General features: G+C 67.2%; 26 protein-coding genes and 1 tRNA gene. 15 read left to right on the top strand and 12 right to left on the bottom strand.

What is annotated here, in order from left to right; genetic code table 11:
- Nucleotides 1-8: 8 nt before the first annotated feature.
- A complete protein-coding gene (locus tag ACZYZ9_RS03420) occupies nt 9-1,517 on the bottom strand; it encodes an amidase (protein ID WP_463824778.1) in 1,509 nt (502 codons plus the stop codon).
- A 61-nt stretch (nt 1,518-1,578) separates the two neighbouring features.
- Here ACZYZ9_RS03420 and recO point away from each other — a divergent pair, with 61 nt between their 5' ends.
- The 3 genes from recO to ACZYZ9_RS03405 are packed head-to-tail and all read left to right on the top strand — an operon-like array spanning nt 1,579 to nt 3,645.
- Complete coding sequence (gene recO / locus ACZYZ9_RS03415) at nt 1,579-2,376, top strand: DNA repair protein RecO (RefSeq protein ID WP_463824777.1); 798 nt, start codon at nt 1,579-1,581, stop codon at nt 2,374-2,376.
- Entirely contained in the window at nt 2,369-3,259 is an 891-nt protein-coding gene (locus ACZYZ9_RS03410) for a decaprenyl diphosphate synthase (protein WP_463824776.1), read from the top strand. The genes recO and ACZYZ9_RS03410 overlap by 8 nt, the downstream gene beginning before the upstream one ends.
- Entirely contained in the window at nt 3,259-3,645 is a 387-nt protein-coding gene (locus ACZYZ9_RS03405) for a hypothetical protein (RefSeq protein ID WP_463824775.1), read from the top strand. The genes ACZYZ9_RS03410 and ACZYZ9_RS03405 overlap by 1 nt, the downstream gene beginning before the upstream one ends.
- 9 nt (nt 3,646-3,654) lie before the next feature.
- Here ACZYZ9_RS03405 and ACZYZ9_RS03400 read toward each other — a convergent pair whose 3' ends face one another.
- Together ACZYZ9_RS03400 and ACZYZ9_RS03395 are read right to left on the bottom strand one after the other, a co-directional pair.
- Nucleotides 3,655-4,044: a Fur family transcriptional regulator gene (locus ACZYZ9_RS03400; RefSeq protein ID WP_463824774.1), complete on the bottom strand. Its 390-nt coding sequence runs from the start codon at nt 4,042-4,044 to the stop codon at nt 3,655-3,657.
- A gap of 70 nt (nt 4,045-4,114) precedes the next feature.
- Nucleotides 4,115-4,519 (bottom strand): ArsR/SmtB family transcription factor, encoded by a 405-nt coding sequence (locus tag ACZYZ9_RS03395; protein ID WP_463824940.1) that lies wholly within the window; start codon nt 4,517-4,519, stop codon nt 4,115-4,117.
- A gap of 150 nt (nt 4,520-4,669) precedes the next feature.
- Between ACZYZ9_RS03395 and ACZYZ9_RS03390 the strand changes: the two genes are divergently transcribed.
- The 3 genes from ACZYZ9_RS03390 (at nt 4,670) to ACZYZ9_RS03380 (ending at nt 9,292) form a co-directional block, all read left to right on the top strand.
- Nucleotides 4,670-6,100: a glycine--tRNA ligase gene (locus tag ACZYZ9_RS03390; RefSeq protein ID WP_463824939.1), complete on the top strand. Its 1,431-nt coding sequence runs from the start codon at nt 4,670-4,672 to the stop codon at nt 6,098-6,100.
- Between the two features lie 547 nt (nt 6,101-6,647).
- The gene (locus tag ACZYZ9_RS03385) at nt 6,648-7,826 is read left to right on the top strand and encodes a PPE family protein (protein ID WP_463824773.1); all 1,179 of its coding nucleotides are present in this window, start codon (nt 6,648-6,650) and stop codon (nt 7,824-7,826) included.
- A 266-nt stretch (nt 7,827-8,092) separates the two neighbouring features.
- Entirely contained in the window at nt 8,093-9,292 is a 1,200-nt protein-coding gene (locus ACZYZ9_RS03380; protein WP_463824772.1) for a PPE family protein, read from the top strand.
- Between the two features lie 96 nt (nt 9,293-9,388).
- Here ACZYZ9_RS03380 and ACZYZ9_RS03375 read toward each other — a convergent pair whose 3' ends face one another.
- Nucleotides 9,389-10,084, bottom strand: a complete 696-nt coding sequence (locus ACZYZ9_RS03375; RefSeq protein ID WP_463824771.1) for a GAP family protein — start codon at nt 10,082-10,084, stop codon at nt 9,389-9,391.
- A gap of 486 nt (nt 10,085-10,570) precedes the next feature.
- Here ACZYZ9_RS03375 and ACZYZ9_RS03370 point away from each other — a divergent pair, with 486 nt between their 5' ends.
- From ACZYZ9_RS03370 to ACZYZ9_RS03360, 3 genes are all read left to right on the top strand, one after another.
- Entirely contained in the window at nt 10,571-10,900 is a 330-nt protein-coding gene (locus ACZYZ9_RS03370; RefSeq protein WP_463824770.1) for a hypothetical protein, read from the top strand.
- Nucleotides 10,901-11,029: 129 nt separating this feature from the next.
- Complete coding sequence (locus ACZYZ9_RS03365) at nt 11,030-11,326, top strand: WXG100 family type VII secretion target (protein WP_463824769.1); 297 nt, start codon at nt 11,030-11,032, stop codon at nt 11,324-11,326.
- Nucleotides 11,327-11,389: 63 nt separating this feature from the next.
- Nucleotides 11,390-11,674, top strand: coding sequence for a WXG100 family type VII secretion target (locus ACZYZ9_RS03360; protein WP_463824768.1), 285 nt, complete (start codon nt 11,390-11,392; stop codon nt 11,672-11,674).
- 111 nt (nt 11,675-11,785) lie between these two features.
- On the opposite strand, the gene ACZYZ9_RS03355 is transcribed toward ACZYZ9_RS03360, so the two are convergent.
- Both ACZYZ9_RS03355 and ACZYZ9_RS03350 read right to left on the bottom strand, forming a co-directional pair.
- The gene (locus ACZYZ9_RS03355) at nt 11,786-13,804 is read right to left on the bottom strand and encodes a TPM domain-containing protein (RefSeq protein ID WP_463824767.1); all 2,019 of its coding nucleotides are present in this window, start codon (nt 13,802-13,804) and stop codon (nt 11,786-11,788) included.
- A gap of 101 nt (nt 13,805-13,905) precedes the next feature.
- Nucleotides 13,906-14,826 (bottom strand): esterase family protein, encoded by a 921-nt coding sequence (locus ACZYZ9_RS03350; protein ID WP_463824938.1) that lies wholly within the window; start codon nt 14,824-14,826, stop codon nt 13,906-13,908.
- A gap of 287 nt (nt 14,827-15,113) precedes the next feature.
- Between ACZYZ9_RS03350 and ACZYZ9_RS03345 the strand changes: the two genes are divergently transcribed.
- Nucleotides 15,114-16,397 carry a deoxyguanosinetriphosphate triphosphohydrolase gene (locus ACZYZ9_RS03345; protein ID WP_463824766.1) on the top strand — a complete coding sequence of 428 codons (1,284 nt, stop codon included), beginning with the start codon at nt 15,114-15,116 and terminating at the stop codon, nt 16,395-16,397.
- Between the two features lie 4 nt (nt 16,398-16,401).
- Nucleotides 16,402-18,375, top strand: a complete 1,974-nt coding sequence (dnaG, locus tag ACZYZ9_RS03340) for a DNA primase (protein WP_463824765.1) — start codon at nt 16,402-16,404, stop codon at nt 18,373-18,375.
- Here dnaG and ACZYZ9_RS03335 read toward each other — a convergent pair.
- Nucleotides 18,365-18,637, bottom strand: a complete 273-nt coding sequence (locus tag ACZYZ9_RS03335; RefSeq protein ID WP_463824764.1) for a hypothetical protein — start codon at nt 18,635-18,637, stop codon at nt 18,365-18,367. The two genes, dnaG and ACZYZ9_RS03335, sit on opposite strands and share 11 nt — an antisense overlap.
- A gap of 152 nt (nt 18,638-18,789) precedes the next feature.
- Here ACZYZ9_RS03335 and ACZYZ9_RS03330 point away from each other — a divergent pair.
- Nucleotides 18,790-18,862: transfer RNA gene (locus ACZYZ9_RS03330), tRNA-Asn, on the top strand.
- A 162-nt stretch (nt 18,863-19,024) separates the two neighbouring features.
- On the opposite strand, the gene ACZYZ9_RS03325 is transcribed toward ACZYZ9_RS03330, so the two are convergent.
- The 4 genes from ACZYZ9_RS03325 to ACZYZ9_RS03310 form a co-directional block, all read right to left on the bottom strand.
- Nucleotides 19,025-20,380 carry a hypothetical protein gene (locus tag ACZYZ9_RS03325; RefSeq protein WP_463824763.1) on the bottom strand — a complete coding sequence of 452 codons (1,356 nt, stop codon included), beginning with the start codon at nt 20,378-20,380 and terminating at the stop codon, nt 19,025-19,027.
- A 23-nt stretch (nt 20,381-20,403) separates the two neighbouring features.
- On the bottom strand, nt 20,404-20,922 hold the full coding sequence (locus tag ACZYZ9_RS03320; RefSeq protein WP_463824762.1) for a hypothetical protein: 519 nt from the start codon (nt 20,920-20,922) through the stop codon (nt 20,404-20,406).
- Nucleotide 20,923: 1 nt separating this feature from the next.
- Nucleotides 20,924-22,180, bottom strand: a complete 1,257-nt coding sequence (locus ACZYZ9_RS03315; protein WP_463824937.1) for a molybdopterin-dependent oxidoreductase — start codon at nt 22,178-22,180, stop codon at nt 20,924-20,926.
- A gap of 99 nt (nt 22,181-22,279) precedes the next feature.
- Entirely contained in the window at nt 22,280-22,993 is a 714-nt protein-coding gene (locus ACZYZ9_RS03310) for a methyltransferase domain-containing protein (protein ID WP_463824761.1), read from the bottom strand.
- A gap of 517 nt (nt 22,994-23,510) precedes the next feature.
- Between ACZYZ9_RS03310 and ACZYZ9_RS03305 the strand changes: the two genes are divergently transcribed.
- From ACZYZ9_RS03305 to ACZYZ9_RS03295, 3 genes are read left to right on the top strand one after another with little or no spacing between them, the layout of a single operon-like run.
- Complete coding sequence (locus ACZYZ9_RS03305) at nt 23,511-24,575, top strand: NAD-dependent epimerase/dehydratase family protein (protein ID WP_463824760.1); 1,065 nt, start codon at nt 23,511-23,513, stop codon at nt 24,573-24,575.
- 4 nt (nt 24,576-24,579) lie between these two features.
- Complete coding sequence (locus ACZYZ9_RS03300) at nt 24,580-25,233, top strand: glycosyltransferase family 2 protein (RefSeq protein WP_463824759.1); 654 nt, start codon at nt 24,580-24,582, stop codon at nt 25,231-25,233.
- A complete protein-coding gene (locus ACZYZ9_RS03295; protein ID WP_463824758.1) occupies nt 25,230-25,895 on the top strand; it encodes a TIGR04282 family arsenosugar biosynthesis glycosyltransferase in 666 nt (221 codons plus the stop codon). The genes ACZYZ9_RS03300 and ACZYZ9_RS03295 overlap by 4 nt, the downstream gene beginning before the upstream one ends.
- 56 nt (nt 25,896-25,951) lie before the next feature.
- Here the strand turns inward: ACZYZ9_RS03295 and ACZYZ9_RS03290 are convergent, their stop codons facing one another.
- A complete protein-coding gene (locus ACZYZ9_RS03290) occupies nt 25,952-26,758 on the bottom strand; it encodes a methyltransferase domain-containing protein (protein WP_463824936.1) in 807 nt (268 codons plus the stop codon).
- Nucleotides 26,759-26,984: the final 226 nt, after the last annotated feature.

Raw genomic sequence — 26,984 nt, 5'->3', positions numbered from 1 at the left:
GACCGCCGCTAGCGCCTTCGCGACGGCGGCTGCCGGACGCTGTGCATGGGCGGCACGTTGTTGCCGGTGTTCCACCACACCTCCGGCTGCTTGGCCGCCCAGCCGCTGACGGCTTCCAGTTCGGCGGCCAGCGAGATCAGCATGCCTTCGCTGTTGGCCGGGCCCATCAGCTGCACGCCGATCGGCAGCCCGTCGGAGGTGAAACCGGCCGGCACGTTGATCGACGGCCAGCCCAGCACGTTCCACGGCCAGGTGTACGGGCACGCCGCGATGATGGCGCGGTCGGTGGCCACGGCGCTCATCCGGTCGAAGGCCCGCGCCTGCGGCGGCGGCTGAGCGGTGGTCGGCGCCAGCACCACGTCGACGATGTTGAAGATCGACCGCACCCGGCGCTGGTCGGCCGCCTCGTGCCGGCGCGCGCTGCGCAGCGTCGCTTGCGAAAGCATGTGGCCGGTGCGCATGTTGGCCAGCGTGCGGGGGTCCCAGTCGACGCCGTCGCCTATCCGCTCCTGCCAGGCCCAGAGCGCAGAGGTGGACCTGGCCAGAAAGTCCCAGGACAGCCGCAGTCCATAGTCGGGGTTGCCGTTGACCACCTTGTGGCCCAGCAATTCCAGTTGTTCGCCCACCTGCTGGGTGGCGGCCAGGATCTCAGGATGCAGCTTGGTCCGGAAGAAGGTGTACGGGAACCCGGTGGACAGGGCGATCTTCAACGGACCGGGCGCGATGCTCACATAGTCGGACGCTGTCAGCGGGGGAGGTTTGTGCAGGTCACCTTCGACGTTGCCGGAGGCCGCATCCAGCACCAGCGCCGCGTCGGCCACGGTGCGGGCCAGCACGCCGTGCACCGTGAGGCCGTTGAACGATTCGGGTTCCGGCCAGGTGGAGATACGGCCACGCTGGGGTTTGATGCCCACCAGATGGGTCCAGGCGGCCGGGATACGCACACTGCCGGCGCCGTCGGAACCGATGGCCGCGGTCACCAGGCCGGCCGCCACAGCAGCCGCGCTGCCCCCCGACGAGCCGCCCGGAGTGTGCCGGCGCGACCAGGGGTTGCGGGTGTGCCCGAACCCGGGACCGCTGGTGAACGGCCACTGGCCCAGTTCGCACGTGTTGGTCTTGCCGACGATCACAGCGCCGGCTGCCTTGAGGCGGCGAACGACCTCACTGTCCTGGGTGGCGGGCCGGACGTATCCGTCGGTGCCGAATGCGGTCGGCACGCCAGCAACGTCGACGTCGTCCTTGACCGCAATCGGGATGCCCAGCAGCGGCGCGGTGTCGCCGGCGGCGCGGCGGCGGTCGGCCGCGGCGGCGTCGGCCAGCGCCGACTCGGTGAGCACCACCCGGAAAGCGTTCAATGTGGACTGGCTCACATCGATGGCGTGCAGGGATCGCCGAGCCAGCTCGGCGGCGGTGACTTTACGGGTGGCCAGCTGATACAACAGGTCGGTCAACGTGGGCAAACGCTGGTAGCCGGAGCCGGAAGAGGCCCCGGAACCGGACTGAGAAGCGCCGACCACGGGGTACGAGACTATCGGCGCGGATCCCCGCAATGTCGCGGCGGGGTGCAAAACTAGTGCGATGCGGCTGTATCGAGACCGGGCTGTTGTGCTGCGTCAGCATAAGCTCGGCGAAGCCGACCGAATCGTCACCTTGCTGACCCGTGATCACGGGTTGGTCCGAGCGGTCGCCAAGGGGGTGCGTCGCACCCGCAGCAAATTCGGTGCTCGATTGGAGCCGTTCGCGCACATCGACGCGCAGCTGTATCCGGGCCGCAACCTCGATATCGTCACCCAGGTCGTTTCCGTGGACGCGTTCGCCACCGACATCGTCAGCGACTATGGCCGCTACACCTGCGGGTGCGCGATATTGGAGACCGCCGAACGCCTGGCCGGGGAGGAACGCGCCCCCGCACCGGCTCTGCACCGGCTCACGGTCAGCGCGCTGCGGGCGGTAGCCGACGGTCGCCGGGCCCGTGAGCTGCTGCTGGACGCCTATCTGTTGCGTGCCATGGCCACCGCCGGGTGGGCGCCGGCGCTGACCGAATGTGCCCGCTGTGCCACACCCGGTCCGCATCGGGCGTTCCACATCGCCGCTGGGGGCAGCGTCTGCGCGCACTGCCGTCCGGCCGGGGCGACCACGCCGCCGCTGGGCGTGGTGGACCTGATGTCGGCGCTGCACGACGGTGACTGGGCCAGCGCTGAGCGGTCGTCGCAAGCGCACCGCAGCTACGTCAGCGGGCTGGTCGCCGCCCACCTGCAGTGGCATCTGGAGCGACAACTCAAAACGCTGCCGCTGGTGGAGCGGGACTACCGGGCCGACCACACCCTGGCCGACCGCCGCGCCGCGCTGATCGGGCAGGATAGCGAGTGTGGCTAAGGCCGAGCGGAAGCTGACGTCGGCGGACTTCCCCCAACTGCCCCCGGCGCCCGAGGACTATCCGACCTTTCCCGACACCTCGACGTGGCCCGTCGTCTTCCCGCAGCTGCCACCGTCACCCGACGGGGGGCCGCGACGCCCGCCGCAGCACACGTCCAAGGCGGTCGCGCCCCGAATCCCGACCGCCCAGTTGCCCAATCATGTCGCCATCGTGATGGACGGCAACGGCCGCTGGGCCACTCAGCGCGGCCTGAGCCGCACCGAGGGTCACAAGATGGGCGAGGCGGTGGTCATCGACATCGCTTGCGGCGCAGTCGAACTCGGGATCAAATGGCTGAGCCTCTACGCCTTCTCCACGGAGAACTGGAAGCGGTCGCCCGAAGAAGTGCGCTTTCTGATGGGCTTCAACCGCGACGTGGTACGGCGCCGTCGCGAAATCCTCAACGAGATGGGGGTCCGGATCCGCTGGGTGGGTTCCCGACCACGCCTGTGGCGCAGCGTCATCAACGAACTGGCGATCGCCGAGGAAGTCACGAAGAACAACGACGTCATCACCATCAACTACTGCGTCAACTACGGTGGCCGCGCCGAGATCGCCGAAGCCACCCGCCGCATCGCCGAACAGGTCGCGGCCGGCCGCCTCAACCCGGACCGCATCAGCGAGTCCACGATTGCCCGTCACCTGCAGCGTCCCGACATCCCGGACGTGGACCTGTTCCTGCGCACCTCGGGGGAGCAGCGATCCAGCAACTTCATGCTGTGGCAGGCGGCCTACGCTGAGTTCATCTTCCAGGACAAGCTGTGGCCCGACTATGACCGCCGCGATCTGTGGGCCGCGTGCGAGGAATACGCCTCCCGCAATCGACGGTTCGGGAGCGCCTGATGCCGTCGCTGCAGCAACGCCTCGCCTCGATTCTGGGCGATGTGCTGACCGTCGAGGAGGAAGCCGACGGTGCGCTGACCGTCCGGCATGGGGGCACTTTCGCTTCGTTGCGGTCGGTGAACATCGTCGAAGACCTCGACATGGTGGCGCTGACCCAGATATTGGCCTGGGATGTGCCGCTGTCCCGAAAGCTCAGCGACCGGGTGACCAGGCAGGCAAGGGATTTGAACTTCGGGTCGGTGACGCTGTTGCAGAAGGGCAAGACCGCCGATGTGATGCTGCGCTACAACTTCCCCGGCGCCGGCCTGACGGATGACGCGCTGCGCACGCTGATCTTGTTGGTGCTGGACAGCGGGGCGCGGATTCGCGGTGAGCTGACCGGCTGACCGCATCGGTCAGCGGCAGTCCGAGCAGGTGCCGAAGATCTCGATGGTGTGGCTGACATCGGAGTAGCCGTATTTGGCGGCTACTTCGGCCGCCCAGGTCTCGACTTCGTGGTCGCCCACCTCGATGGTGGAGCCGCAGCTGCGGCACACCAGATGGTGGTGATGATGATCCGAGCACCGGCGATAGACCGATTCACCGGTGTCGGTTCGCAGCGTGTCGACCATGCCTGCGGTGGCCATCGACTGCAGCGTGCGGTAGACGGTGGTCAGCCCGATGTTCTCCCCGCGGCGGCGCAATTCGTCGTGCAGTTCCTGGGCCGACCGGAACTCGTCCAGCGTCTCCAGCAGCGACGAGATGGCCGCCCGCTGCCGGGTGGAACGGACACTCACCTCAGTCACGGCGCCACTCCTTCGCTCCGTCCCCCGCGAGCGGGAGATGCCCCTGCACCGGTGTCGGCGCGGGTGCCGGTCATGCGAGGTCCTCGCCGGCGTGGTCGACTGCGTCGAGCACGATGTGCGCCAGGTGGTGGTCGGCGAGCCGGTAGAGCACTTCGCGACCCGACCGCTCCCCGGCGACCACCCCGGCCGCCTTGAGGATCTTCAGGTGCTGGCTCACCAACGGCTGAGGCACGCCCAGCGCGTCGACCAACTCGTGTACGCAGCGCTGGGATTCGCGCAACTGCAGCACGATCGCGATCCGCACCGGGGCGGCCAGCGCGCGCAGCAATTCCCCGGCGGCATCCAGAATTTCGCGGGACGGCGGCGTCGGATACACGGGGTGTGCCCCGAACCCGTCAGCACCGTGCTCGTGCGGCCCGACCAGGTCGTCATCGGCGGCAGTTGGAGTCGACGGCGACGTCACCGTAAGAGTCACCACCTCATCGATTGACCAGCCATGCCGAGCCACCAAGCATGCCCAAGTACCTTGCATTCGGACCGCTCTCCACTGTCACATGCATGATGATGCATGTCAAAGACCGGCACGACGGTCGCTACCATGACTGATGTTTTACGGGCGGCGGTCATGTCGCCTGCGCCGGCCAGCACTTCCGAAGGGAGCACACGCCCCGTGGCGTCTGTAATCGACAGCGTGGTCAACCTGGCCAAACGCCGTGGCTTCGTGTTCCCTGCCGGCGAAATCTACGGGGGCACCAGGTCGGCGTGGGACTACGGCCCGCTGGGCGTCGAACTCAAGGAGAACGTCAAACGCCAGTGGTGGCGGGCGGTGGTCACCGGCCGCGACGACGTCGTGGGACTCGATTCGTCGATCATCCTGCCGCGCGAGGTGTGGGTTGCCTCCGGTCACGTCGAGGTCTTCCACGATCCGCTGGTGGAGTGCCTGAACTGTCATAAGCGGCACCGGCAGGACCATATGCAGGAGGCCTTCGCCCTGAAGAAGGGTCTGCCCGATCCTGAGGCCGTGCCGATGGCTGAGATTGTCTGCCCGGACTGCGGCACCAAGGGTCAATGGACCGAACCGCGCGAATTCAACATGATGCTCAAGACGTATCTCGGTCCCATCGAGACCGAGGAGGGACTGCACTATCTGCGCCCAGAGACCGCCCAAGGCATCTTCGTCAACTTCGCCAACGTGGTAACGACCGCGCGCCGCAAGCCGCCGTTCGGCATCGGGCAGATCGGGAAGAGCTTCCGCAACGAGATCACCCCCGGCAACTTCATCTTCCGCACCCGCGAGTTCGAGCAGATGGAGATGGAATTCTTCGTCGAGCCCTCGACGGCCAAGGAGTGGCATCAGTACTGGATCGACACCCGGCGTGAGTGGTACATCGATCTGGGTATCGATCCGGAGAACCTGCGGCTCTACGAACATCCCAAGGAAAAGCTGTCGCATTACTCCGACCGCACCGTCGACATCGAGTACAAATTCGGCTTCCAAGGCAACCCGTGGGGGGAGTTGGAAGGCGTCGCCAACCGGACCGACTTCGATTTGTCAACGCACACAAAGCATTCCGGCACCGACCTGTCGTTCTACGATCAGGCCGGCGACACCCGCTACACCCCCTACGTCATCGAGCCTGCGGCCGGTCTGACCCGTTCGTTCATGGCGTTCCTGATCGACGCGTACACCGAGGACGAGGCGCCCAACGCCAAGGGTGGCATGGACAAGCGGACGGTGCTGCGACTCGACCCTCGCCTGGCGCCGGTCAAGGCCGCGGTGCTGCCGTTGTCCCGGCATGCAGACCTCAGCCCGAAGGCGCGCGACCTGGCCGCCGAATTGCGCAGATCCTGGAACATCGACTTCGACGACGCCGGTGCGATCGGCCGGCGTTATCGCCGCCAGGACGAGATCGGTACGCCCTACTGCGTGACGGTCGACTTCGACTCGCTCGAGAACGACTCGGTCACGGTGCGGGAGCGCGACGCCATGACGCAGGAGCGCGTTGCCATCGGCAACGTCGGCGACTACCTCGCGGTGCGTCTCAAGGGCTGCTGATGCCGCCGCTTTCGCGGCCCCCGTTATTGGTCGCCCACGCCATTCTTGCCGTGGCAGCTTTCCCGCCGGGGGCGCCAATGCCGATAGCCGGAAAACGAATTCCGGAAATTGCCGAAACGGCGACCCCGTCCGGCCCCGCCGGTGGTACCTACCGCAGCACCGGCAGCGATGGTCCTGCCAACCTCCGGTCCGTGCAACCGGACGGGAGTCCCGGTGGCGAACCGTTCCCGGATCTTGCCTCCGACGACGGTGTTTCGGGACGTTCCAGAGTTTCGTCCATCGATATCGGGCCGCGATTTCTGAGCATTATTTGATATCTTCCGCGACCGGATTCGGGTGGGAATGTCCAATTTCTGGACTCTCCACTGGACACTTGTCTGGTCACGCACAGGGTTGTCCCGGAAAAGCGGGAGAATCGTCAGAGATTGGCCTGAACCTCGGAGACTTTTCGTCGAAATGGGCTTACGATTCGGCCGTGGACTGTTTCGGGTGACGGACGCCACACTGGGAAGGCGCCGCTGACGCGGCTGGCTTGGTTGGGGTTGCGATGTTCTTGGATTTCGCGTGGTTGCCGCCGGAGATCAACTCGGCGCGGATTTTTGCCGGTGCCGGGTCGGGTCCGTTGCATGTGGCCGCGGCGGCTTGGGAGAGTTTGGCCGCGGATTTGTCGGCGGCGGCGAATTCGTTCGATTCGGTGATCGTGGGTTTGGCCAGTGGTCCGTGGGCGGGTCCGGCGTCGGTGTCGATGGCGGCTGCGGCGACGCCGTATGTGGGCTGGTTGGGGGCTGCGGCGGCGCAGGCTCAGGCGGCTGCGTCCCAGGCGCGGGCGGCGGCGTCGTCGTTTGAGGGGGCGTTGACGGCCACGGTGCATCCGTTGGCGGTGGAGGCGAACCGGGTCTCGTTGATGACGTTGATTGCGACGAATTTCCTGGGGTTGAATACGCCGGCGATTTTCGCCAACGAGTTCGATTACGTGGAGATGTGGGCCCAGGATGTGGCTGCGATGCTGGGGTATCACTCGGGTGCGACGGCGGTGGCTGCCAGCTTGACCCCGTTCAGTGCGCCGCCGCTTGACTTGGCCGGACTGGCCACGACGGTCAACGCCCACGTCGTGGGGGCGGCGACCTCGGTCTCGGCGGCGCTGAGCCCGGTGGCCGAAGGGGTTGCCGCGGGCGCGTCGTCGGTGGTGGCCGGCGTCCAGTCGGCGGCGGCCGCGGTGCCGGTGGCGACCGTGATGTCGGCGGTGCAGGCGGGGGCGATGCCGGCCAGCATGTTGATCGGTCCGATGATGCAGCTCGGGCAGACCGCCAACGCCGGTGCTGCCGGACTGGCCGGAGCCACCGAAGGGCTGGCCGACCTTCCCAAGTTCGTCGGCGACACCGCCCCGGCGCTCAACGGCTTGGGTGCCGGCGGCGGCGGACTCGGTTCCGGGATGGCGGCCGGCCTGGGCAATGCGCGCCTGGTGGGTGCGATGTCGGTGCCCCCAACCTGGCAGGGGTCGGTACCTAAGGCGCTGACCAGTTCGGCGATGACGGGTCTGGGCGCCATGCCCAACCCCGCCGGGATGGCTGCCGGTGCCGGCACGGGAATGATGCCGATGCCGATGCCGATGGGCGGCGGCGCCGGGGCGGGAGGCATGCCCGGCGGCATGATGGGCCGCGGCGGTGCGAGTCCGCACGTGGTGCAGAACCGGCCCAGCGTGATCCCGCGGACCGGAGTCGGATAGTCGCAAGCCTCGGCCAGGTGCCGATCACGGGCGCGGACACGCATCTGGACGGGTGCGCAATTCGCGCCCGTGGCATGTTCGAACGTGGAATATACTCAGTTGGAAGCAAAGTCGATTCGGTGTCCGAAAACCAAAACGTCAGCTCATTTGGTGAAAGCCCGAACTTATCGGTGCGGTCTGACTTACGATCCAGCCGTGAGCTGGGTACGGGGCAGGTCGCAGGTACTTGTTGGCGCCGTTGACGCGGCTGGCTGGTTAGGATAGCGATGTTCTTGGATTTCGCGTGGTTGCCGCCGGAGATCAACTCGGCGCGGATTTTTGCCGGTGCCGGGTCGGGTCCGTTGCATGTGGCCGCGGCGGCTTGGGAGAGTTTGGCCGCGGATTTGTCGGCGGCGGCGAATTCGTTCGATTCGGTGATCGTGGGTTTGGCCAGTGGTCCGTGGGCGGGTCCGGCGTCGGTGTCGATGGCGGCTGCGGCGACGCCGTATGTGGGCTGGTTGGGGGCTGCGGCGGCGCAGGCTCAGGCGGCTGCGTCCCAGGCGCGGGCGGCGGCGTCGTCGTTTGAGGGGGCGTTGACGGCCACGGTGCATCCGTTGGCGGTGGAGGCGAACCGGGTCTCGTTGATGACGTTGATTGCGACGAATTTCCTGGGGTTGAATACGCCGGCGATTTTCGCCAACGAGTTCGATTACGTGGAGATGTGGGCCCAGGATGTGGCTGCGATGCTGGGGTATCACTCGGGTGCGACGGCGGTGGCTGCCAGCTTGACCCCGTTCAGTGCGCCGCCGCTTGACTTGGCCGGATTGGTCACGACGGTCAACGGGCATGTTGCGGGATTGGCTTCGTCGGCCACGGCGGCGCTGAGCCCGGTGGCCGAAGGCGTCGCCGCGGCGGCGCCCGCCCTGGTTGCGGGCGTGCAGTCGGCGGCGGCCGCGGTGCCACTGGACATGGCGATGTCGGTGGTGCAGGCGGGGGCGATGCCGGCCAGCATGTTGATCGGTCCGATGATGCAGCTGGGACAGACTGCCGGCGCCGGAACCGCAGGTTTGGCGGGTGCGACGACAGCGGCCGATCTGGGCGCCATGCCGGCGCTGGCCAGCGACGTCAATCCAATGAAGGGCCTGGGTGCCGGTGGTGGCGCTGGATTGGGCGCCGGGATGGCGGCCGGCCTGGGCAATGCGCGCCTGGTGGGTGCGATGTCGGTGCCGCCGACCTGGCAGGGGTCGGTGCCCAAGGGCATGGCCAGCTCGGCGATGTCGGGTGTCGGGATGAACGCCGCGGAGATGGCTCAGGCCGCCGGTGCCGGTGCCGGTGCTGCAGGCGGCGGCATGCCGATGATGCCGATGCCCATGGGTGGCGGTGGCGCTGGACAAGGCATGCCCGGCGGCATGATGGGCCGCGGCGGGGCGAGTCCGCACGTGGTGCAGAACCGGCCCAGCGTGATCCCGCGGACCGGAGTCGGATAACCAACGACGTCAAAGGCGCGGGTGACGCATCGGGGGATCTGCGTCGTCCGCGCCTTTGTCAGCTCAGGGGTCAGATCGCATGTGGTGCAAGCTTATTCAGCGGTAGGCCAATCCGCGGCTCAGCAGGAACGCGCCCAGCAGTGCGATGACGACTCCGAAGAGCTGTTGCCGGCGGGCTGCTGCCCACCGGGTCACCGCCGACATCACCTGATCGGTCTTGGCGGGTGCCGCCAGCCGACCGATCAGGGGGAGTTCGACGAAGGCCAACGCCACCAGGGTGTACAACCCGGCAGCGCCGAGCTGGATGCCTGCCGCGGCGCCTGAGGCGACGATCGCGGTGAGCGCGGCAAGCAACCGGAAGTCGATCAGCATCCCGACCCCCAGGGCGAACGCCACCGCAACCGGCCGGGCGAGCAAGGCGCAGCGGGCGCGGGACGACCACCTGGCGAAGGGCGTCGGTCGGGGTGCCGTCATCGGCAACCGCGAACGCCGCGACGCCAGGCCAACCGCGGTCGCTGCAATCAGTAAGGCCACGGCGCCCATTGCCACCTGAACGTGTCCGGCGGTGGAAGTGGCAGTGGCGATCTGCAGCCGGTGCACGACGGCGACTGTGCGATCGCGCAATCCGAACAACACCCCGACCGCCATGGTGGCGCTGATCGCGACACCGCCGAGCCAGAACGCGACCAGGGGGCCAACGGCGCGGGGACGCGCCGAAAGCGCCGCGCTGACCGCGATCCGAACCGGATCGGCGGTCGCCACAAGAGCTAACACCAGCACCGTGCACCACATCTCGAAGGACGTTACAACCGGCTGCCGGGGTAGCGGAACTCGTTCGCCGGCAGTGATTTCCCGCTGCCCAGGACTGGGCCGGCCCGTCGGTCAATCCTGGCGTAGCGCTGAGAAACACGGCGCAGCGACTGAGGCGCGACCACGCCGCTGACCACGTTGGACTGGGGGACCCGCGGCCCGAATTGCAGTCGCCGACCAGCTCTTTGAGAAATCGATCAGGAATGTGGGATTGACTAAGTTTTTTCCGACGGCCGCCCCCGACGGACACGGTGGGCCGGCTTAGCAGAGGCCCGGGCGGGGGCCACCGGCCCGGGGCGGCGCACCGGTCGGCAGCAAGGCCGGAAAGTGCACGCTGCGCCAAAAATTATTCCGAGATTTTAGGGGTATAGCAGCGTGGATTGTCTTAAGATTCGAGAGCTTGGTGGTTGTGCTTGCCATTGAGTGCGTGTGTTGACATCAGTTTGGAAGTCATTGGAAGGAGACAGCGTGCTTCTGCCTCTGGGTCCGCCCCTGCCGCCCGACTCTGTGGCGGCGAAGCGGGGCGAGTCGGGCATGCTAGGCGGATTGTCAGTTCCGCTGAGCTGGGGTACCGCTGTCCCGCCGGATGACTACGACCACTGGTCGAAGGACTCCGAAGCTGGTGTCGAAGACGTCGTCGTGGTGCCTGGTGCGGTCGATCCGGAACCGATCGAACCAACTAACGACGAGTGGGATGAGTGGGGTGAGTGGAAACAGTGGGAAGCGGAGAACGCCGAACCACGTTTCGAGATGCCACGCGGTAGCAGCGTGGTCCCGCATTCGCCGGCAGCCGGATGAGAGAAGGGGTCAAGACTGTCGTTGGCTACGGGTGATTGACGGCTTCGGGACGTCACGAAGCCAGTAATCACATCGATCGAACACTGGAAATCCGAAAACACTTCCACAACCAATAAGGAGAAAAGCAACATGGCAACTCGCTTTATGACCGACCCGCACGCAATGCGGGCCATGGCGGGTCGTTTCGAGACCCACGCCCAGACCGTCGAGGACGAGGCCCGTCGCATGTACGCGTCCTCGCAGAACATCGCGGGTGCGGGCTGGAGCGGTCTGGCCTCGGCCACCTCGCTGGACACCATGGGTCAGATGAACACCGCTTTCCGCAACATCGTGAACATGTTGCACGGGGTGCGCGACGGGTTGGTTCGCGACGCGAACAACTACGAGCAGCAAGAACAGGCTTCGCAGCAGATCCTGAGCAGCTAACTCTGACGGCGGCGAAAGCCGCTGCATCTTAACAACATTCACAGACCAAGGAGAACAGGTTCAATGACAATCAATTACCAGTTCGGCGATGTCGACGCGCACGGCGCTCTCATTCGCGCCCAGGCTGCCAACTTGGAGGCCGAGCACCAGGCCATCGTTCGCGATGTGCTGGCTGCCGGTGACTTCTGGGGCGGCGCCGGTTCGGTAGCTTGCCAGGAGTTCATCGCCCAGTTGGGCCGCAACTTCCAGGTGATCTACGAGCAGGCCAACACTCACGGCCAGAAGGTCCAGAGTGCCGGCAACAACATGGCGCAGACTGACAGCGCCGTCGGGTCCAGCTGGGCCTGAGAGAAGTTCCCGGTTCGGGGCGGCGCACCGCTGGTCGGTGCGCCCGCCACGGCCACTGACTGCGCACGCTTGCTCGCGGTAACGCGAGTGGGCGTGCGCAGTTCTTTCTGCTCAGAACCGGCCGCCGCCACCCAGGAAGCCGCCGCCGGATGATCCCGAAGAGCCCGACCCGCCGAAGGATGTCGGGCTCCAACCACCGAATCCGCCCCGCATGCCACCGCTGAGCAGATCGCCGATGATGATGCCACCCAGTACCGCGCCGGTGTCGCTGTCGTTGCGCCGGGTGAAGGCGCGCTGGGCCGCCTGCACGTCGGCGTTGGCCAGTGCCTGCGCCTCGGCTGCCCGGGTCGAGGCACCGTTGGCGTAAGCGATCGCATCGTTGAGGTTCGACGACTTTCGCTGCTGAGCGGCCTCGAGTTGGCGCCTGGCTTCCGCGAGCCGAGTCCTTGCCTCGGGCCCGATGCTGCCGCGCCGGGTGTCGATGTACTCCGATACCGCGTGTACCCGGGATTCCGCGGTGAACAGCGCCTGCTCCAGCGAGCGCCGGAGGCGTTCGGTGTTCGCCTGCTCCTGGGACACCGTGGCCACCAGCCGGTCGAGTTCGGCGTCGGCCTTGGTGAGCCGCGCGAAAGTACTCAGCGGGTCCGACGTGCCTCGCACCCCTGCCGGGCCGCCCGCACTGTCCACCGCCCTGGCGGCGGCGTCGCGCGCAGCGATGAGCTCACCGGTGTGCGCTGCGTTGTTGCCCGGCGCCTTCTGCAGCAGCTCGTTGGCGCGCCGGATGCCGGTCTGGATGTTAGACAGCAACGACGGCAAGTTGTCGACGGCATACCGGATGTCGTCGGCTGCGCTGTCCACCGCATCGAGTAGCGAACGCGCTTGTCCCAGCGCGGATTCGGCGCTGCGCACCGAATCCGCCAGTCGCGTCTGCTGGCCGCTCATCGCGTGGCCGGCCAATTGGCGGGCCGTGGCGATGTTGCGGTCGGCGAACTCCAGCCGATCTCTGGCGGTGTCCACGTTGGCCGAAACCGAAGCCAGCGCCGCGGCACCGAATTCTTTGTGCAACTCGGCCAGGTGCTGGGTGGCGGGCTCCACCCGGCTGGTCAGTTCCACATACACCTGGGTCAACGTATCCAGCCGCGACGACGCGTTGATCACCAGATCACGCAACTGCTCGAAGGCTTCGGTCTGGGACTCCAACTCACGGTCCGCGGCGGCCGCGGCGACGATCACCCGGGTGAGCAGTTCACGTCGTTGTGCAGGCGTTTCGGGGATACTGTCGTCGAGTTGGTGGCGCACCGTGAATGCTTGCGCCAGTGCAGCTTTGGCGTTGTTCACGGCCTGGGTGAACGGTGCGGTGCGTTGTTCGCCGAATTCCTCGATGGCCAGTGCGAGCTCGTTGGAACTGGTGCGTACCGCATTGTCGACTTCCACCACCTTCGAGCGGGACAGCTCGTCGAGGATGTCCAACGGGACCGCGGCCAGCGCGGTCGCATCGGTGGGATCCACCCGTCGCGCCGCCGCCAGGGCATCGGCCCGGCGCCGCCGCGCACGCCGGCGCATCACCAGCAACAGGATCAGCAGCAGCACCCCGATGGCCGCGACGATGGCCGCCAGCGTGATGAGCAACTGCGGTGACCACGTCGACTTCGGTGGCTTGTTGAGTCCGTCCGCGGCGGCCACCGCCGCCCCACTCCAGTCGCTGTTGTGCAGCGCCGGTTCGATCTGGTTGCGGCGCAGGTCGTCGACCCGTCGGGCGCTGACGCCCGGCAAGCCGCTGCGCGCCAGGAAGGCGTACGCACGGTCGGTGGTGGCCACCGCCAGCAACGCGTCGCTGCTGTGCAGATCGCTGGCCCGGAAGGTCTGCTCGGCCCACGTCTGACTGTCCAGCCCGGAGAAGGTGTCGACATAGACCACCCACAACCGGATGCGCCGTTCGCCGTAGAGCTTGATGGTCGCCGCCGTCACCGCGGCCCGACCGGACTCCGACAGCGCGCCCGCGTTGTCGGTGACGTAGCCCGGCAACCGGAACGGTGGCTGCGCCTGCGCCTGCGGCGCTGCCAGCAGCCCGCCGGTCAGGCCGACGGTGACGATGGTCAGGATCACGCCCAGCAGGCGAACAATGCGCATAGCGCTAACTTAGCTCCGGCGACCGTCATTTCGACCATTGCGGCCCCGTGGACGGGGTGCGGTCCGCGCAGGGCCCGCACCCCATCCCGGCCGGCCAGCAGTCAGGCCTGCCCGCCACCGGCTCCCAGCGTCCGCTGCATGTCGGATTTCATCGCGACCAACTGTGCGTTCCAATAGCTCCAGCCATGGACACCGCTGCCGTCGATGTTGAAGGTGGCGTTGCGTCCGCCGGCCGCGGTATAGGCGTTCTTGAAGTCGACGTTGCTCTGCAGTACGACCTGCTCGATGACCTGGCCCGGGAGGCTGTTCTGCCCCAGTTCCGAGGGTGTTCCGTTGCCGCTGTACACCCACAGGCGGGTGTTGTTGCCGGCCAGTCGCCCGGCCTGAACGGTGGGATCGTGCCGCTGCCACCCGGGTCCGCCCGACGGGCCCCACATGTCTTCGGGGTTGAAACCGCCTTCGTCGTTCATCGCGAACTTGATCAGCGTGGGTCCGTTGCCGCTGGACGGTGTCAGGTACGCCGAAAGCGAACTGGCATAGGCAAATTGACTGGGATGGTAGGCGGCGAGGATCAGTGCCGACGATCCGGACATCGAGACGCCGACGACGGCATTGCGCGTGGTGCGGACGCCCTTGCCCGCCAGGTAGGCCGGTAGCTCACTGGTCAGGAAGGTTTCCCATTTGTAGGTGGCGCCGTTTGCCGACCCGTACCAGTCGGCGTAAAAGCTGGAGCGTCCGCCGACCGGCATGACCACCGACATACCGGACCCCTGGTACTCGTCGAACGCGTTCGTTTCGATGTCCCAGCCGTTGCGGTCGTCGCGGGCCCGCAGTCCGTCGAGCAGGTAGACCGCCGGGGCACCACCCTGCTGGAACTCCACGGTGATGTTGCGGCCCATCGCCGCGGAGGGCACCTGCAGGAATTCGGGCGCAGCGGCCCGCGCAGCCGGTTCGTTGCCGACCACCCCGAGTAACGCCGGGACGGTGGCCGCCGCGCACGCGGCGGTTGCCAGTCGGCGCATCCAACGTTTGTTGTGCACGTACTTCGTCACTATTGATCCACTCCTGAACTGCGCAAGGGATTCGCCCGGCGGCACACTGTGGGCGGGCCGGTCGGGCGCACGAGCGGGGAATGTCAAGATCAGGTCTGATCGCGGCGACGACGCACCGGAAACCTGTCGAGACCCGCCAGTTTTCTTCAACCCTGGATCCGACCCAGTGAGCCTGTTGATACCCCTGACCGTCCTGCCTAAACCGGTATCCGGCTGGCTGGGAAGAGTGACATCGACCGCTGGCAGACTGTGGGGCGGTGAATACAGATCGGGACGACCCTTACGACGACTTCGACCGCGAGCGGCGGGTACTCGAAGCGCCGAAGAGTGCGGGTCTGCCCGGTACCGAAGGTCAGCACCGCACCGACTTCGCCCGCGACCGGGCGCGCGTGCTGCACAGCGCCGCGCTGCGCCGGCTGGCCGACAAAACCCAGGTGGTCGGGCCACGGGAAGGCGACACGCCGCGCACCAGGCTCACCCACTCGCTCGAGGTGGCCCAGATCGGGCGCGGGATGGCGATCGGCCTGGGCTGCGATCTGGATCTCGTCGAGTTGGCCGGTCTGGCCCACGACATCGGCCACCCACCGTACGGGCACAACGGTGAGCGGGCGCTCAACGAGGTCGCCGACGCCTACGGCGGTTTCGAGGGAAACGCGCAGAACTTCCGTATCCTGACCAGCCTGGAGCCCAAAGTTCTTGACGGACAAGGGCGTAGCGCGGGGCTGAACTTGACCCGCGCCGCGCTGGACGCGGTCACAAAGTATCCGTGGTCGCGCAGCGCCGGAGAGCGCAAGTACGGCTTCTACGACGACGACCGGGAGGCTGCCGCCTGGGCGCGCGCCGGCGCCCCGGGTCGGCGCACCTGCCTGGAGGCCCAGGTCATGGACTGGGCCGACGATGTCGCCTACTCCGTGCACGACGTCGAAGATGGTGTGGTCTCCGAACGCATCGACCTGCGGGTGCTCGCCGACGAGGACGAAGCCGCTGGATTGGCCAAGCTGGGGGAGAACGAGTTTCCCCAGGTTGGAGCCGACGACTTGATGCAGGCCGCGCGCCGGCTGTCCGGGCTGCCGGTGGTTGCCGCCGTCGGTAAGTACGACGCCACATTGGCGGCGGCGGTCGCGCTCAAGCGGCTGACCAGCGAGCTGGTCGGACGGTTTGCCACAGCTGCCATCGCGACTACCCGCTCGGCGGCCGGGCCAGCGCCGCTGGTGCGTTACCAGGCCGAATTGCACGTGCCGGATCTGGTCCGGGCCGAGGTTGCAGTGCTGAAAATACTTGCGCTGCAATTCATCATGTCCGACCCACGCCACCTGGAAACTCAGGCCCGGCAGCGCGAGCGGATTCACCGGGTGGCGCACTGGCTGCAGACCGGCGCCCCGCAGACCCTGGACCCGATGTTTGCCGCGGCGTTCAATGCCGCGGCCGACGACCAGGCGCGGCTGCGGGTCATCGTCGATCAGATCGCCTCCTACACCGAGGGGCGACTGGAACGCATCGACAGCACGGCCGGTAAGCGTCCGGGCAACGGCCTACACTGAGCCCGTGTCGAGTCCGGCGGGTTCCAGGGACGCCGGCCGTCCCGGCGGTCGGTCCCGAATATCCGATCGCGACATCGCCACCATCAGGGACGGGGCCGCGATCGAGGACGTCGTCGGCGACTATGTCCAACTCAAGCGCGCCGGTGCCGACTCGCTCAAAGGTCTCTGCCCGTTTCACAACGAGAAATCGCCGTCCTTTCACGTCCGCCCCAACCACGGCCACTTCCACTGCTTCGGGTGCGGCGAGGGCGGCGACGTCTACGCCTTCATCCAGAAGATCGAGCACGTCAGCTTCGTGGAAGCCGTCGAGATGCTGGCCGACCGGATCGGCCACACGATCAGCTACACCGGCCCGGCCACCAGCGTGCAACGCGACCGCGGCAGCCGTAGCAGACTCGTCGCCGCCAACGCGGCGGCCGCGGCGTTCTACGCCGAGGAGTTGGAGTCCGCTGAGGCCGCCCCGGCCCGCCAATACCTGACCGAGCGCAGCTTCGATGCCGAGGCCGCCCGCCGTTTCGGCTGCGGATTCGCCCCCTCGGGTTGGGACAAACTGACAAAGCATTTGCAGCGCAAAGGTTTTGAGTTCAAGGAGCTGGAAGCTGCGGGACTCTCCAAGCAGGGGCGCCGCGGCCCCATCGACCGGTTCCACCGGCGACTGTTGTGGCCCATCCGCAGCTCGGCCGGCGAGGTGATCGGGTTCGGTGCGCGCCGGCTGTTCGATGACGACCCGATGGAAGCCAAGTACGTCAACACCCCCGAGACCGTGCTGTACAAGAAGTCCGCGGTGATGTTCGGGATCGACCTCGCCAAACGCGATATCGCCAAGGGACACCAGGCGGTGGTGGTGGAGGGTTACACCGACGTGATGGCCATGCACCTGGCCGGGGTCAGCACCGCGGTCGCGTCCTGCGGCACCGCGTTCGGCGACGAGCACCTGGCCATGCTGCGCCGGCTGATGATGGACGACAGCTTCTTCCGGGGCGAGTTGATCTACGTCTTCGACGGTGACGACGCCGGTAAGGCCGCCGCGCTCAAGGCTTTCGCCGGCGAGCAGAATCTGGCCGGCCAGTCCTTCGTGGCGGTCGCGCCCGACGGCATGGACCCGTGCGACCTGCGGCTGAAGGCCGGTGACGGTTCGCTGCGCGATCTGGTGGCCCGGCGAACCCCGTTGTTCGAGTTTGCGATTCGCACCGCACTGGCCGAGATCGACCTGGACAGCGCCGAAGGCCGGGTGGCCGCGCTGCGTCGTTGCGTGCCGATGGTGGGCCAGATCAAGGACCCGACGCTGCGCGATGAGTACGCACGCCAGCTCGCCGGCTGGGTCGGGTGGGACGACGTCGCGCAGGTCATCGACCGGGTGCGGGGTGAGGCCAAAAAATCCCGCAGCGGCGGCGGGTCCGTCGGCGCGAAGCCGTCCCGGCGTCCGGCGCGGGACCCCGTTGCGGCCAACCCGGACGCGGCGGCCGCCGATCCCGGCGTGGCCCGGCCCGATCCGCGTGACCCGACGCTGTGGCCGCAGCGTGAGGCGCTCAAATCGGCGCTGCAGTATCCGGCGCTGGCCGGTCCGGTGTTCGACACCCTGACCGTCGAAAGCTTCACGCATCCGGGTTATGCCGCCGTGCGGGCCGCGATCGAGACGGCGGGCGGCACCTCGATCGGCGTCAGCGGCGGCCAATGGCTGGACATGGTGCGCCAGCAGACCAAGTCGTCCCTGACCGCCGGTCTGATCAGTGAGCTGGGCGTCGAGACGATCCGCGCCGACGACGAGCAGTTGCCGCGCTACATCTCCGGGGTACTGGCCCGGCTGCAGGAGGTGTGGATGGGTCGGCAGATCGCCGAGGTGAAGTCCAAACTGCAGCGCATGTCGCCGATCGAACAGGGCGACGAATACCACGCGTTGTTCGGCGACCTGGTCGCGATGGAGGCCTACCGGCGCAGCCTGCTGGAGCAGGCCAGCGGCAACGACCTCACCGCGTAGGTTGCGCCTCGACCGTTGGATTCAGGTCCTGCGCGCTGCGTTCGACGACGGTGGTCCCGGCGTCGATCTCGGCCAACGTCACGAATCCGGTGTCGGGGGAGATTCGGTTGGCGATCTTGCGCCGGCCCCCCTCGATCAGCGATCTGGTCACGGGGCTGCTGGTCACGGCCCGGTAAGTGCCGGCGATCTGCTCGTAGCGGCGACGTCCGGCCTTCGTGCCCAGCACGTAGCCCACCCCCAATACGGCGACATACCCGATCAAAGCGATCCCTCCGAGATGAAATGCATTGGCTCCATCCTGCCTCATCTGTTCGGCAACGGCTGCGCAAGCGCCGGTTGGGTCTAATTGGGTACAGCCCTGCCAGTACGCTAGAGTCGTCCCGCGGTCAGCGCCAGCGTTCGTTGGACTGATAGTCCCCTGTAGCTCAACTGGCAGAGCATTCGGCTGTTAACCGAAGGGTTGAAGGTTCGAGTCCTTCCGGGGGAGCCTGGTCAACACGCCTTTGCCGACGGTTCGCCGCGAGTGCGGCCAAGTCTCGGTGCGGCGTTCTGAACGACCTCGGGGTCGAGCTCGTTCACGTCAGCGATCTCTGTGCGAGTAACGCCTCGGCTCGGGCAACGCGCCGCGCTGCTTGGCGAACGTAGCGGGCTACCAGTTGGTCAGGATGACGTGGTTGAGCACCAGCGCGCCGACCACGTTGAGCGCCAGCCACCAGCGCTGCGATGATCGCGGCAGCAGCGCCGGAGCCGCCGTCAACCACACCGTGAACGGCAGCCAGATGCGTTCGGTCTCGGCCTTGCTGAGCATGCTCAGATCTGCGCACAGGATCGCGGTTAGTGCCGCCAGCACCAGCAGATGCAGACCGGATAGCCGCCGAATTGCCGGCAGGTCGAAGACCCGGCCCAAGCCGGCGACGCTGCCGAGGCCCACGGCGCAGACGACTGAGGCGAAGTTGGCCCAACCCCAGTATTGGAACGGCCGATTCATCGCGATGCCCTGCCAATAACGCTGCTGGACCAGTGTGTAGCCGTCGAACCACCAAAAGCCTGTCACGGCAAAGGTGAGCGCTACCGCCATCGCCGCCGGAACCGCCACAGCCAACGTGGTCAGCGCCGCTCGACGATTGCGCACCGCAATCAGCACCGCCACCGCCGGCAAACCCAGCAGCACCAGCCCGTAATTCAGGAAGACGGCCCAGCCCAGCAGCAGGCCGGCGCCGGCCGCCGCCAGCAGCGGCCGGCGCACGCTGCGACTCGCCGCCAGCGCCAGCAGGGCGATGCCCCAGCTGGCGACACCGGTGAAGTAGCCATCGGCGGACACCGCGATCCAGATCGCGGTCGGCGCGACCGCAACGAACGGCGCGGCCAACCGGGCGGTCGGCTCGTCGGCCACGGCGCGCACCGCGACGATCACGGCGGCGGCCGCGCTCGACCCGACCAGCAGGCAGAACGCACCCGCCCACGCACCACCCCCCAGTCCGATGCGGTCCAGCCAGACGAAGGTGAGCAGGGCGCCGGGGGGATGGCCGGAGACGTGGGTGATCCACGAGTTCGGCTGGAAGTCCACAATGCGGCTGGCGAACGTCCGCAACATCTCCGGGATGTCGGTGACGGCCGGTACCTGCCGCAGATATTCGTGTTGGGTGACCAGCCGTCCCGCGAACCCGAGTTGCCAGCCGTCGATCATCGCCAGCGCGAACGCCCACCCGCACGACGTGGCCCACGTGGCGAGCGTGAGCGTCCGCCACGACAATCGCTGCGCCAGGCCGGTCCCCCAGATGACCGCGGCAAGACCGATCGCGAGCGCGGCGATGCTGCCCCAGCCCACATGGGCTTTCCACCAGCCGAAGATCGGTGCGGTGTCGGCGACCGCGTGGATCGCCTGCGCCGAACTGTTCTTCAGCGGTGTGACGATGCCCAGGTGCAGGAAGGGCACCAGGAAAGCCGCGACCACCAGCACGATGCCCAGCGAGACCGCGATGACTTCGCGACGGCCGGTTTTCACAACACCCCACCTTATGGCCATGGTCAGACGGTGAGGTCGGTCGATTTCGCGCGACGCCCCAGTATTGCGAGGCGAGCGGCGTAGGCCAGCGCGCTGAGTCCGTATACCGCGGCGACGAGCAGCAGCCAGCGCCCGAGGAAGGGTTGCTGATCCTGCCCGGTGGCCGCGGCATAGCTCGGCCCACCCTGCTCGATGATGCCGGGGAAGAACAGTAGTAGCGACAGTCCCGCGGCCAGGGTCGGAACGCGCAGGTAGTTGAGCGGCGAGACGCGCGGCGCGGGCGCTGAACGTTGAATACGCACGGCGGCAAGGGCTTTGATCAGCGACCGGTCGGCCAGCGCGTAGAGCGGAAACAGGATGAGATCGTGTGCAACGATCGCCGCCAGGAACCAGACGCCGATCGATTGCCACCAGACGCTGGAATTCCATAGCCCGTTCGGGCCCAACAGGATTACGACATAACCTGCCAATGCCAACGCCGCGACCGTGCCCAGGAGATGCAGTGGGTCGGCCCCGTAGCACGCGGTGAACCGGGCACGCATTTCAGGATGCTCCGAAGTCGATGGACCGTACCCACTTGGTGTTGTGCACCCCCGGCAGCGCGGGCACGATGATGCGCGCGGGATAGCCGTGATCCGCCGACAGGTCAGCGCCGTTGACCCGAAGCGCCAGCAGCGAGTCGGGATTGCCGATCTGGTTGGCCTGCAGCACGGCCTGATTGAAGGCACCGGCGCGTTCCAGTGATCGCACCGTGGCCCGGGTGGGGTTCGGCGTCCCGACCAGTGCGGCCAGATCAGCCAGGCGGACTCCGGTCCACGTCTGCGTCGTCGACCACCCTTCGACGCAGGCGATCGGCAGTTCGGCGGTGTATTGCGCCATCGACTGGAGGGCGGCCCTGTCCATTATGAGCTTTCGTCCCGGCCCGCGCAGGGTGAGCCGCCAGTCCGCGCCTGTGTCGGCGGGCGTGATGGCCGCGGCCGCAGCGGTTCTGTTGACCTGGAAATCACCGTCGCGGCTGCGTCCCCGCGGCAACAGCAGGGCCGTCCTGCGGATGCCGCCACCGAGGGTCTGGCCTGCGGTGAGTGCGGCAACGAACAGCGCCCCGCCGGAGACCAGGGCAAGTGCCCCGCGGCGACTCAGCGTGGGGGGAGCGGGGTCGGCGGCCACCAGCCCGCTGGCGTCGGGAGGTTCCGGACGGGTGTCGGCGCGCGAGGTGCGCAATATCTCGCGAATTGACCGAGACCGTAGTCCGGCCAACATCTTTGGCCATTTGATCACTACATGGACGACGAAGCCGGCGATGAACACCCACGCCCCGTAATAGTGCGCGGTGTAGAAGCTGAATCCGAAGAGGTAGTCGTACTGGATGTTGAGCACCCCGGTGGCGAGTTCGAAGAGGATGCCGCCCACCAGCATCAACAACGACACCCGCTCCAGCAGTTGCGCGATCGAGCGTAGCGGCGGCCACGCGAACAGCCGCGGAATCACCGACCAGAGCTTGGCCAACACCACCGGCACGAGTATCAGGCCCAGACCGACGTGCACGCCCTGAGTCAGCCGGTACAGCCATGATGGCCGGCTCGGCCAATCGAAGGTCGGTAGCTTGAGCCAACCCACATCCTGCGGGAACGCCTGACCGAACTGTGGACCGTAGGCGATATAGGACAGCAGGCCGGTCAGGATCACCACCGGTAACCCGATCAGCAGCGCTGCACCGAACACCGACGTCAGCCACGGGCCGCGCAGAGGGCTGCTAAAGAGTTGCAGCCGACGCGATCCCGGGGGAGGGTGGCGCTCCAGTGCGCGCCACAGCGGAGCCGGAAATGCGTGACGCGCCCCGTTCTCGGGTGGCGAATCAGTTTCTGTCACAGCAGGTTCAGTGCCTTGATGATAAAGGCTTCAAGCGGGGATGCCGGCGCTGGCGCCGAACCGCCGACGCGCTGCATCCGTCAGGACGGCGAACACCCGACCGTGCACTTCGATCACCTCAGTGACGAAGAATTCGGCGGCGTAAGCGATCCCACCGAGCGCCTGGATTCCGACGCGCGACCACGGAAACCATTGGCCGAGATGATGTTCGGTTTCCCAACGCAGGATCTCGAAGCAGACCGTGGTCGTCGGCGAATCGATCTCGGCGATCACGACACCGCCGGGGGCGAGCAGGTCGGCGGCCCGTCTGAGAGTCCGGACCGGGTTCCCGCCGATGCCAATGTTGCCGTCAATCAACAGGATCTGCTGCCAGCTGCCCTCGGCCGGCATCGGGGCGAACAAGTCGCGCCGAATCGCGGCGCCCCCGCGACGTCGTGTCATCTCGACCGCGGCCGCTGAACTGTCGACTCCGAGTGCAGGTAGGCCGCGCTCCTGCAGCGTTGCGGTGAATCGTCCCGGGCCACAACCCACATCGAGAGTGGGCCGGGGCGAGCACAGGCCCAGGACGTGCTCGTCAGCGAGCCGGTCCTGCGGCGTGGTCTGCTGCCCACCCAGCCAGCGCACCATCGGCAGATCGCGGCGCTGGCCGCGATGGTCCCGCGCCCAGCACAAGCGGCCTGCTGCAGCCGAGCGATAGATCAAATCGGCTGATCTGGACACCGCCTCGCGCGCGTCGACGCTCACTGTGGAACTCGCAGAGCGTCCGTGGCCAGCGGGGTCACCGGCGCTGTCCGGGTTGTTCTGAAGACGTACATCACCATGCCGTTCGCGTCGTGGGTGCATTCATCCGGTATTCGGAACCGAGCGCCGGGTGGATTGCCGTCAGCTTGATTTCAAAACACGAAATTTTCGCTCGCGGCTCGCCACAACCCTGTGATCAGGTGTTTCGTATCAGGCGGAGTCGGGCACAGGGGACGGATGACAGGTGACCGCGCGCTGTTCGGGCTTGCCGACGAGCCGCGAGCGGTCAGCCCCGCAGCCACCCTGCCGCGGGCGTCACACCCGGATTCGCCGTGACGGCAGCGTGGTAACCCACCACACCGCGCCGGGTCGCTGCCGCGCGGCCGAAAGGAGTCGAGATCTCCCACGCAGCAAGCACTTTGGCGGCCGGCCCACGCGGACACGTACGGTGGGGCTGGTCCGACGAGAACGACGAGGAGAAGATGGAGTTGTTCAACCCCCGCGTGCCGCTGGCACAGCCGTGAGGATATTGCTGACCGGGGCCGCCGGATTCATCGGGTCCCGGGTGGGCGCCGCTCTGCGCGCCGCCGGCCACGAGGTGGTGGGCGTCGACCTCCTGTTGCCGGCTGCCCATGGTGTCGATGCGCAGTTGCCGTCGGGATGCCACCGGGTCGACGTCCGGGACGGCGAGGCGTTGGCCCCGCTGCTCGCCGGTGTCGATCTGGTATGTCATCAGGCTGCGATGGTCGGCGCCGGGGTGAACGCCGCCGACGCGCCCGCCTACGGCGGCCACAACGACTTCGGCACCGCGGTACTGCTGGCGCAGATGTACGCCGCCGGGATCCGACGTTTGGTGCTTGCTTCGTCGATGGTGGTGTACGGGCAGGGGCGCTACGCGTGCCCCGAGCACGGACCGGTCGATCCGCTACCACGCCGCCCGGCGGACCTGGACGCCGCCATATTCGAGCACAGGTGTCCGGTGGGCGGTGAGCAACTGCAGTGGCGACTGGTCGACGAGGACGCACCTCTGCGCCCGCGCAGCCTGTACGCGGCGAGCAAGACCGCGCAGGAGCACTACGCGCTGGCCTGGTCGGAATCGGCCGGCGGTTCAGTGGTGGCGCTGCGCTACCACAACGTCTACGGTCCCGGAATGCCCCGCGACACCCCGTATTCCGGTGTCGCGGCGATCTTCCGCTCGTCACTTGAAAATGGTGCGGCACCAAGGGTATTCGAGGATGGTGGCCAGATGCGCGACTTCGTTCACGTTGACGACATCGCCGCCGCGAACCTGGCGGCAGTGACCGGCTGCACGACCGATCGCGGCGATTTCACGGCGGTCAACGTCTGCTCCGGACGGCCCATCTCGATCCTCGAGGTGGCCAACGCGCTGTGCGATGCCCGCGGTTGCGAGTTCACCCCGGTCGTCACCGGCCAGTACCGCAGTGGCGACGTTCGGCATATCGTCGCCGACCCCGGCCGGGCCGCCGAGGTGCTGGGCTTCAGCGCGGCCGTCGACCCGCTCGTGGGGCTGCGCGACTTCGCGTTCGCCCCGCTGCGCCAGCAGGCGGTAGGTCACATTGGCTAACCCGATGGCACCCGAGGTGACGGTGGTGTTGCCCTGCCTCGATGAGGAGGAGTCGCTGCCGGCGGTGCTTGCCGCCATTCCGGCCGGCTACCGGGCGCTGGTCGTCGACAACAACAGCACCGACGACACGGCCGGGGTGGCTCGCCGCCACGGTGCGGACGTGGTCGTCGAACCGCAGCCGGGTTACGGCTCGGCGGTGCACGCGGGAGTCGTCGCCGCGACTACCTCGATCGTGGCGGTCATCGACGCCGACGGTTCGATGAACGCCGCCGACCTGCCTCGGCTGGTCGACGAACTGGGTCGCGGTGCCGACCTGGTGATTGGCCGGCGGCGACCGGTGCCCGGGCTGCACTGGCCGTGGGTCGCCCGGATCGGCACCGTGGTAATGAGCTGGCGGTTGCGGACCCGGCACGGCCTGCCGGTGCACGACATCGCGCCGATGCGGGTCGGCCGCCGGGAAGCGTTGCTGAATCTGGGTGTCGTGGATCGGCGCTCGGGCTATCCGCTGGAGTTGCTGGTCCGCGCCGCGGCCGCCGGTTGGCGCGTGGTCGAACTCGACGTCAGTTACGGCCCCCGCACGGGCGGCAAATCGAAGGTCAGCGGTTCGCTGCGGGGCAGCATCACCGCCGTGCTGGATTTCTGGAAGGTGATTTCATGACGGCGATGCCGGTGACCCTGCTGGTGGTCGCCAAGGCGCCGGAGCCCGGCCGTGCCAAGACTCGCCTGGCCGCATCCGTCGGCGAACAGACCGCCGCCGAGATCGCCGCCGCCGCGCTGCTGGACACGCTGGATGCGGTGGCCGCGACACCGGTGGCAGCCACGGTGGTGGCACTGGTCGGCGACCTGGACGCGGCCGCCCGAGGCGACGAGATCCGCCGTCGGCTCGAGTCCTTCACCGTGATCGGGCAACGCGGGGTGGACTTCGCCGACAGGCTCGCCAATGCGCACGCCGACGCAGGCGCCGCGGGGCACGCGGTGCTGCAGATCGGAATGGACACGCCTCAGGTGACCGCGCCGCTGCTGACCAGTTGCGCGCAACGCCTACTTCGTGCTCAGGCCGTGCTGGGGCCCGCGCGGGATGGCGGTTGGTGGGTGCTCGGACTGCAGGCACCCACCGACGCCGAATGTTTGCGTAGCGTGCCGATGTCCCAAGCCGACACCGGTAATCTCACGCTGAAAGCATTGCGCGACAACGGGATCGAGGTCGACCTCGTGGAGGTTCTGGACGACGTCGACATCGTCGGTGATGTCGCGGCGGTACGGGATGCCGGTGCGCCCGACAGCCGCTTCGCTCGGGTCACCCGCGACGCCGGCCTCTGACTAATCAGGCCCGACGCCGCGGGAACGACCGCGCTGCACCTATTCGGAGAAGATGCTCACGCACTTCCCGGGCGATAGTGATCGGGCTTGCGGGCTTCAACGAGCATGCGAACGGAGCGCGTGACGAAGGGACCGTTGTCCTGCATAGATTGGTGAAGTTCGAACAGGCGGTCAGAGTAGCGTTCGATGGTGAAGTCGGGGACCGCCCAGATCACCTTGCGCAGCCAATAGATAACTGCCCCGATGTCGAAGAACTCCACGCGCAGCCGCTCCAACCGCTGATCGACGATCTCCAGCCCGGCCGCCTCCGCCTGCCGCTTTTCGACCTCGGGCTGGCGCTCGGCCCCTGCACCGGGCTGCGGCCCGAGGAAGAACTCGATGAGTTCGACCATCGTGTCGGCACCGTTGTGTTGGGCGAAATAGGTGCCGCCGGGCGTGAGCACGCGCGCGATCTCAGTCCACCAGCCCCCGACGTCGTGCGGGTGGCGGCTGGTTACCAGGTCAAACGCCTCGTCGGCGAATGGCAGGACCGGCTCGTCGCTGGTGGCGACCAGCACCACGCCGCGCGGATGCAAGATTTTTGTCGCAAGGGCTACGTTGGGCGGATACCATTCGGTGGCGGCCATGGTCGGCGGAAACTTCTCCGCCCCCGCCAGCACCTCGCCACATCCGGTCTGCAGATCCAACGCCGCTGACGCGCCGGCCAATCGCTCGCTCATCAATCGCTGATACCCCCAGGATGGGCGTTCCTCCGTGGCGCGGCCTTCGAGCCACGAGAAATCCCAACCCGGCGTAGGCGCAGCCATGGCCTCTGCGATGAGATCTTCGAAAGTCTTTGTCTTCTCTACATTTTGGGTTTGCATGCGTGCACTGTACCGCATCCCGGACCAGGTTGATGCAGATCTGTCGAAGATCATCTGATTTGACTAGTGTTATGCCGCAACAGCTTTCGATCGGATAAACGCGCAACGACACGGCTGGCAGCCCGGACTCGTCACAGGCGGGGTATGTGAATATCACTGCAGCACAGACTGTTAGGTATCAGTACGCACTGCCCATATCTTTCGGCATGATCGACGACGAGTAGTG

The organism is Mycobacterium sp. IDUB_28, from assembly GCF_055419285.1.
Note: the sequence above shows the minus strand (reverse complement) of the source record. Positions and strands in the feature narration are given on the sequence as shown.

Excerpts from the sequence above, each read along its gene's own strand:
- ACZYZ9_RS03360 (WP_463824768.1), top strand. The coding sequence starts at position 11,390 with ATGACAATCAATTACCAGTTCGGCGATGTCGACGCGCACGGCGCTCTC.
- ACZYZ9_RS03350 (WP_463824938.1), bottom strand. The coding sequence starts at position 14,826 with ATGCGCCGACTGGCAACCGCCGCGTGCGCGGCGGCCACCGTCCCGGCG.
- ACZYZ9_RS03300 (WP_463824759.1), top strand. The coding sequence starts at position 24,580 with ATGGCACCCGAGGTGACGGTGGTGTTGCCCTGCCTCGATGAGGAGGAG.
- ACZYZ9_RS03320 (WP_463824762.1), bottom strand. The coding sequence starts at position 20,922 with ATGCGTGCCCGGTTCACCGCGTGCTACGGGGCCGACCCACTGCATCTC.
- ACZYZ9_RS03380 (WP_463824772.1), top strand. The coding sequence starts at position 8,093 with ATGTTCTTGGATTTCGCGTGGTTGCCGCCGGAGATCAACTCGGCGCGG.
- ACZYZ9_RS03390 (WP_463824939.1), top strand. The coding sequence starts at position 4,670 with ATGTCGCCTGCGCCGGCCAGCACTTCCGAAGGGAGCACACGCCCCGTG.
- ACZYZ9_RS03295 (WP_463824758.1), top strand. The coding sequence starts at position 25,230 with ATGACGGCGATGCCGGTGACCCTGCTGGTGGTCGCCAAGGCGCCGGAG.
- recO (WP_463824777.1), top strand. The coding sequence starts at position 1,579 with ATGCGGCTGTATCGAGACCGGGCTGTTGTGCTGCGTCAGCATAAGCTC.
- ACZYZ9_RS03375 (WP_463824771.1), bottom strand. The coding sequence starts at position 10,084 with ATGTGGTGCACGGTGCTGGTGTTAGCTCTTGTGGCGACCGCCGATCCG.
- ACZYZ9_RS03290 (WP_463824936.1), bottom strand. The coding sequence starts at position 26,758 with ATGCAAACCCAAAATGTAGAGAAGACAAAGACTTTCGAAGATCTCATC.
- ACZYZ9_RS03385 (WP_463824773.1), top strand. The coding sequence starts at position 6,648 with ATGTTCTTGGATTTCGCGTGGTTGCCGCCGGAGATCAACTCGGCGCGG.
- ACZYZ9_RS03365 (WP_463824769.1), top strand. The coding sequence starts at position 11,030 with ATGGCAACTCGCTTTATGACCGACCCGCACGCAATGCGGGCCATGGCG.
- ACZYZ9_RS03405 (WP_463824775.1), top strand. The coding sequence starts at position 3,259 with ATGCCGTCGCTGCAGCAACGCCTCGCCTCGATTCTGGGCGATGTGCTG.
- ACZYZ9_RS03355 (WP_463824767.1), bottom strand. The coding sequence starts at position 13,804 with ATGCGCATTGTTCGCCTGCTGGGCGTGATCCTGACCATCGTCACCGTC.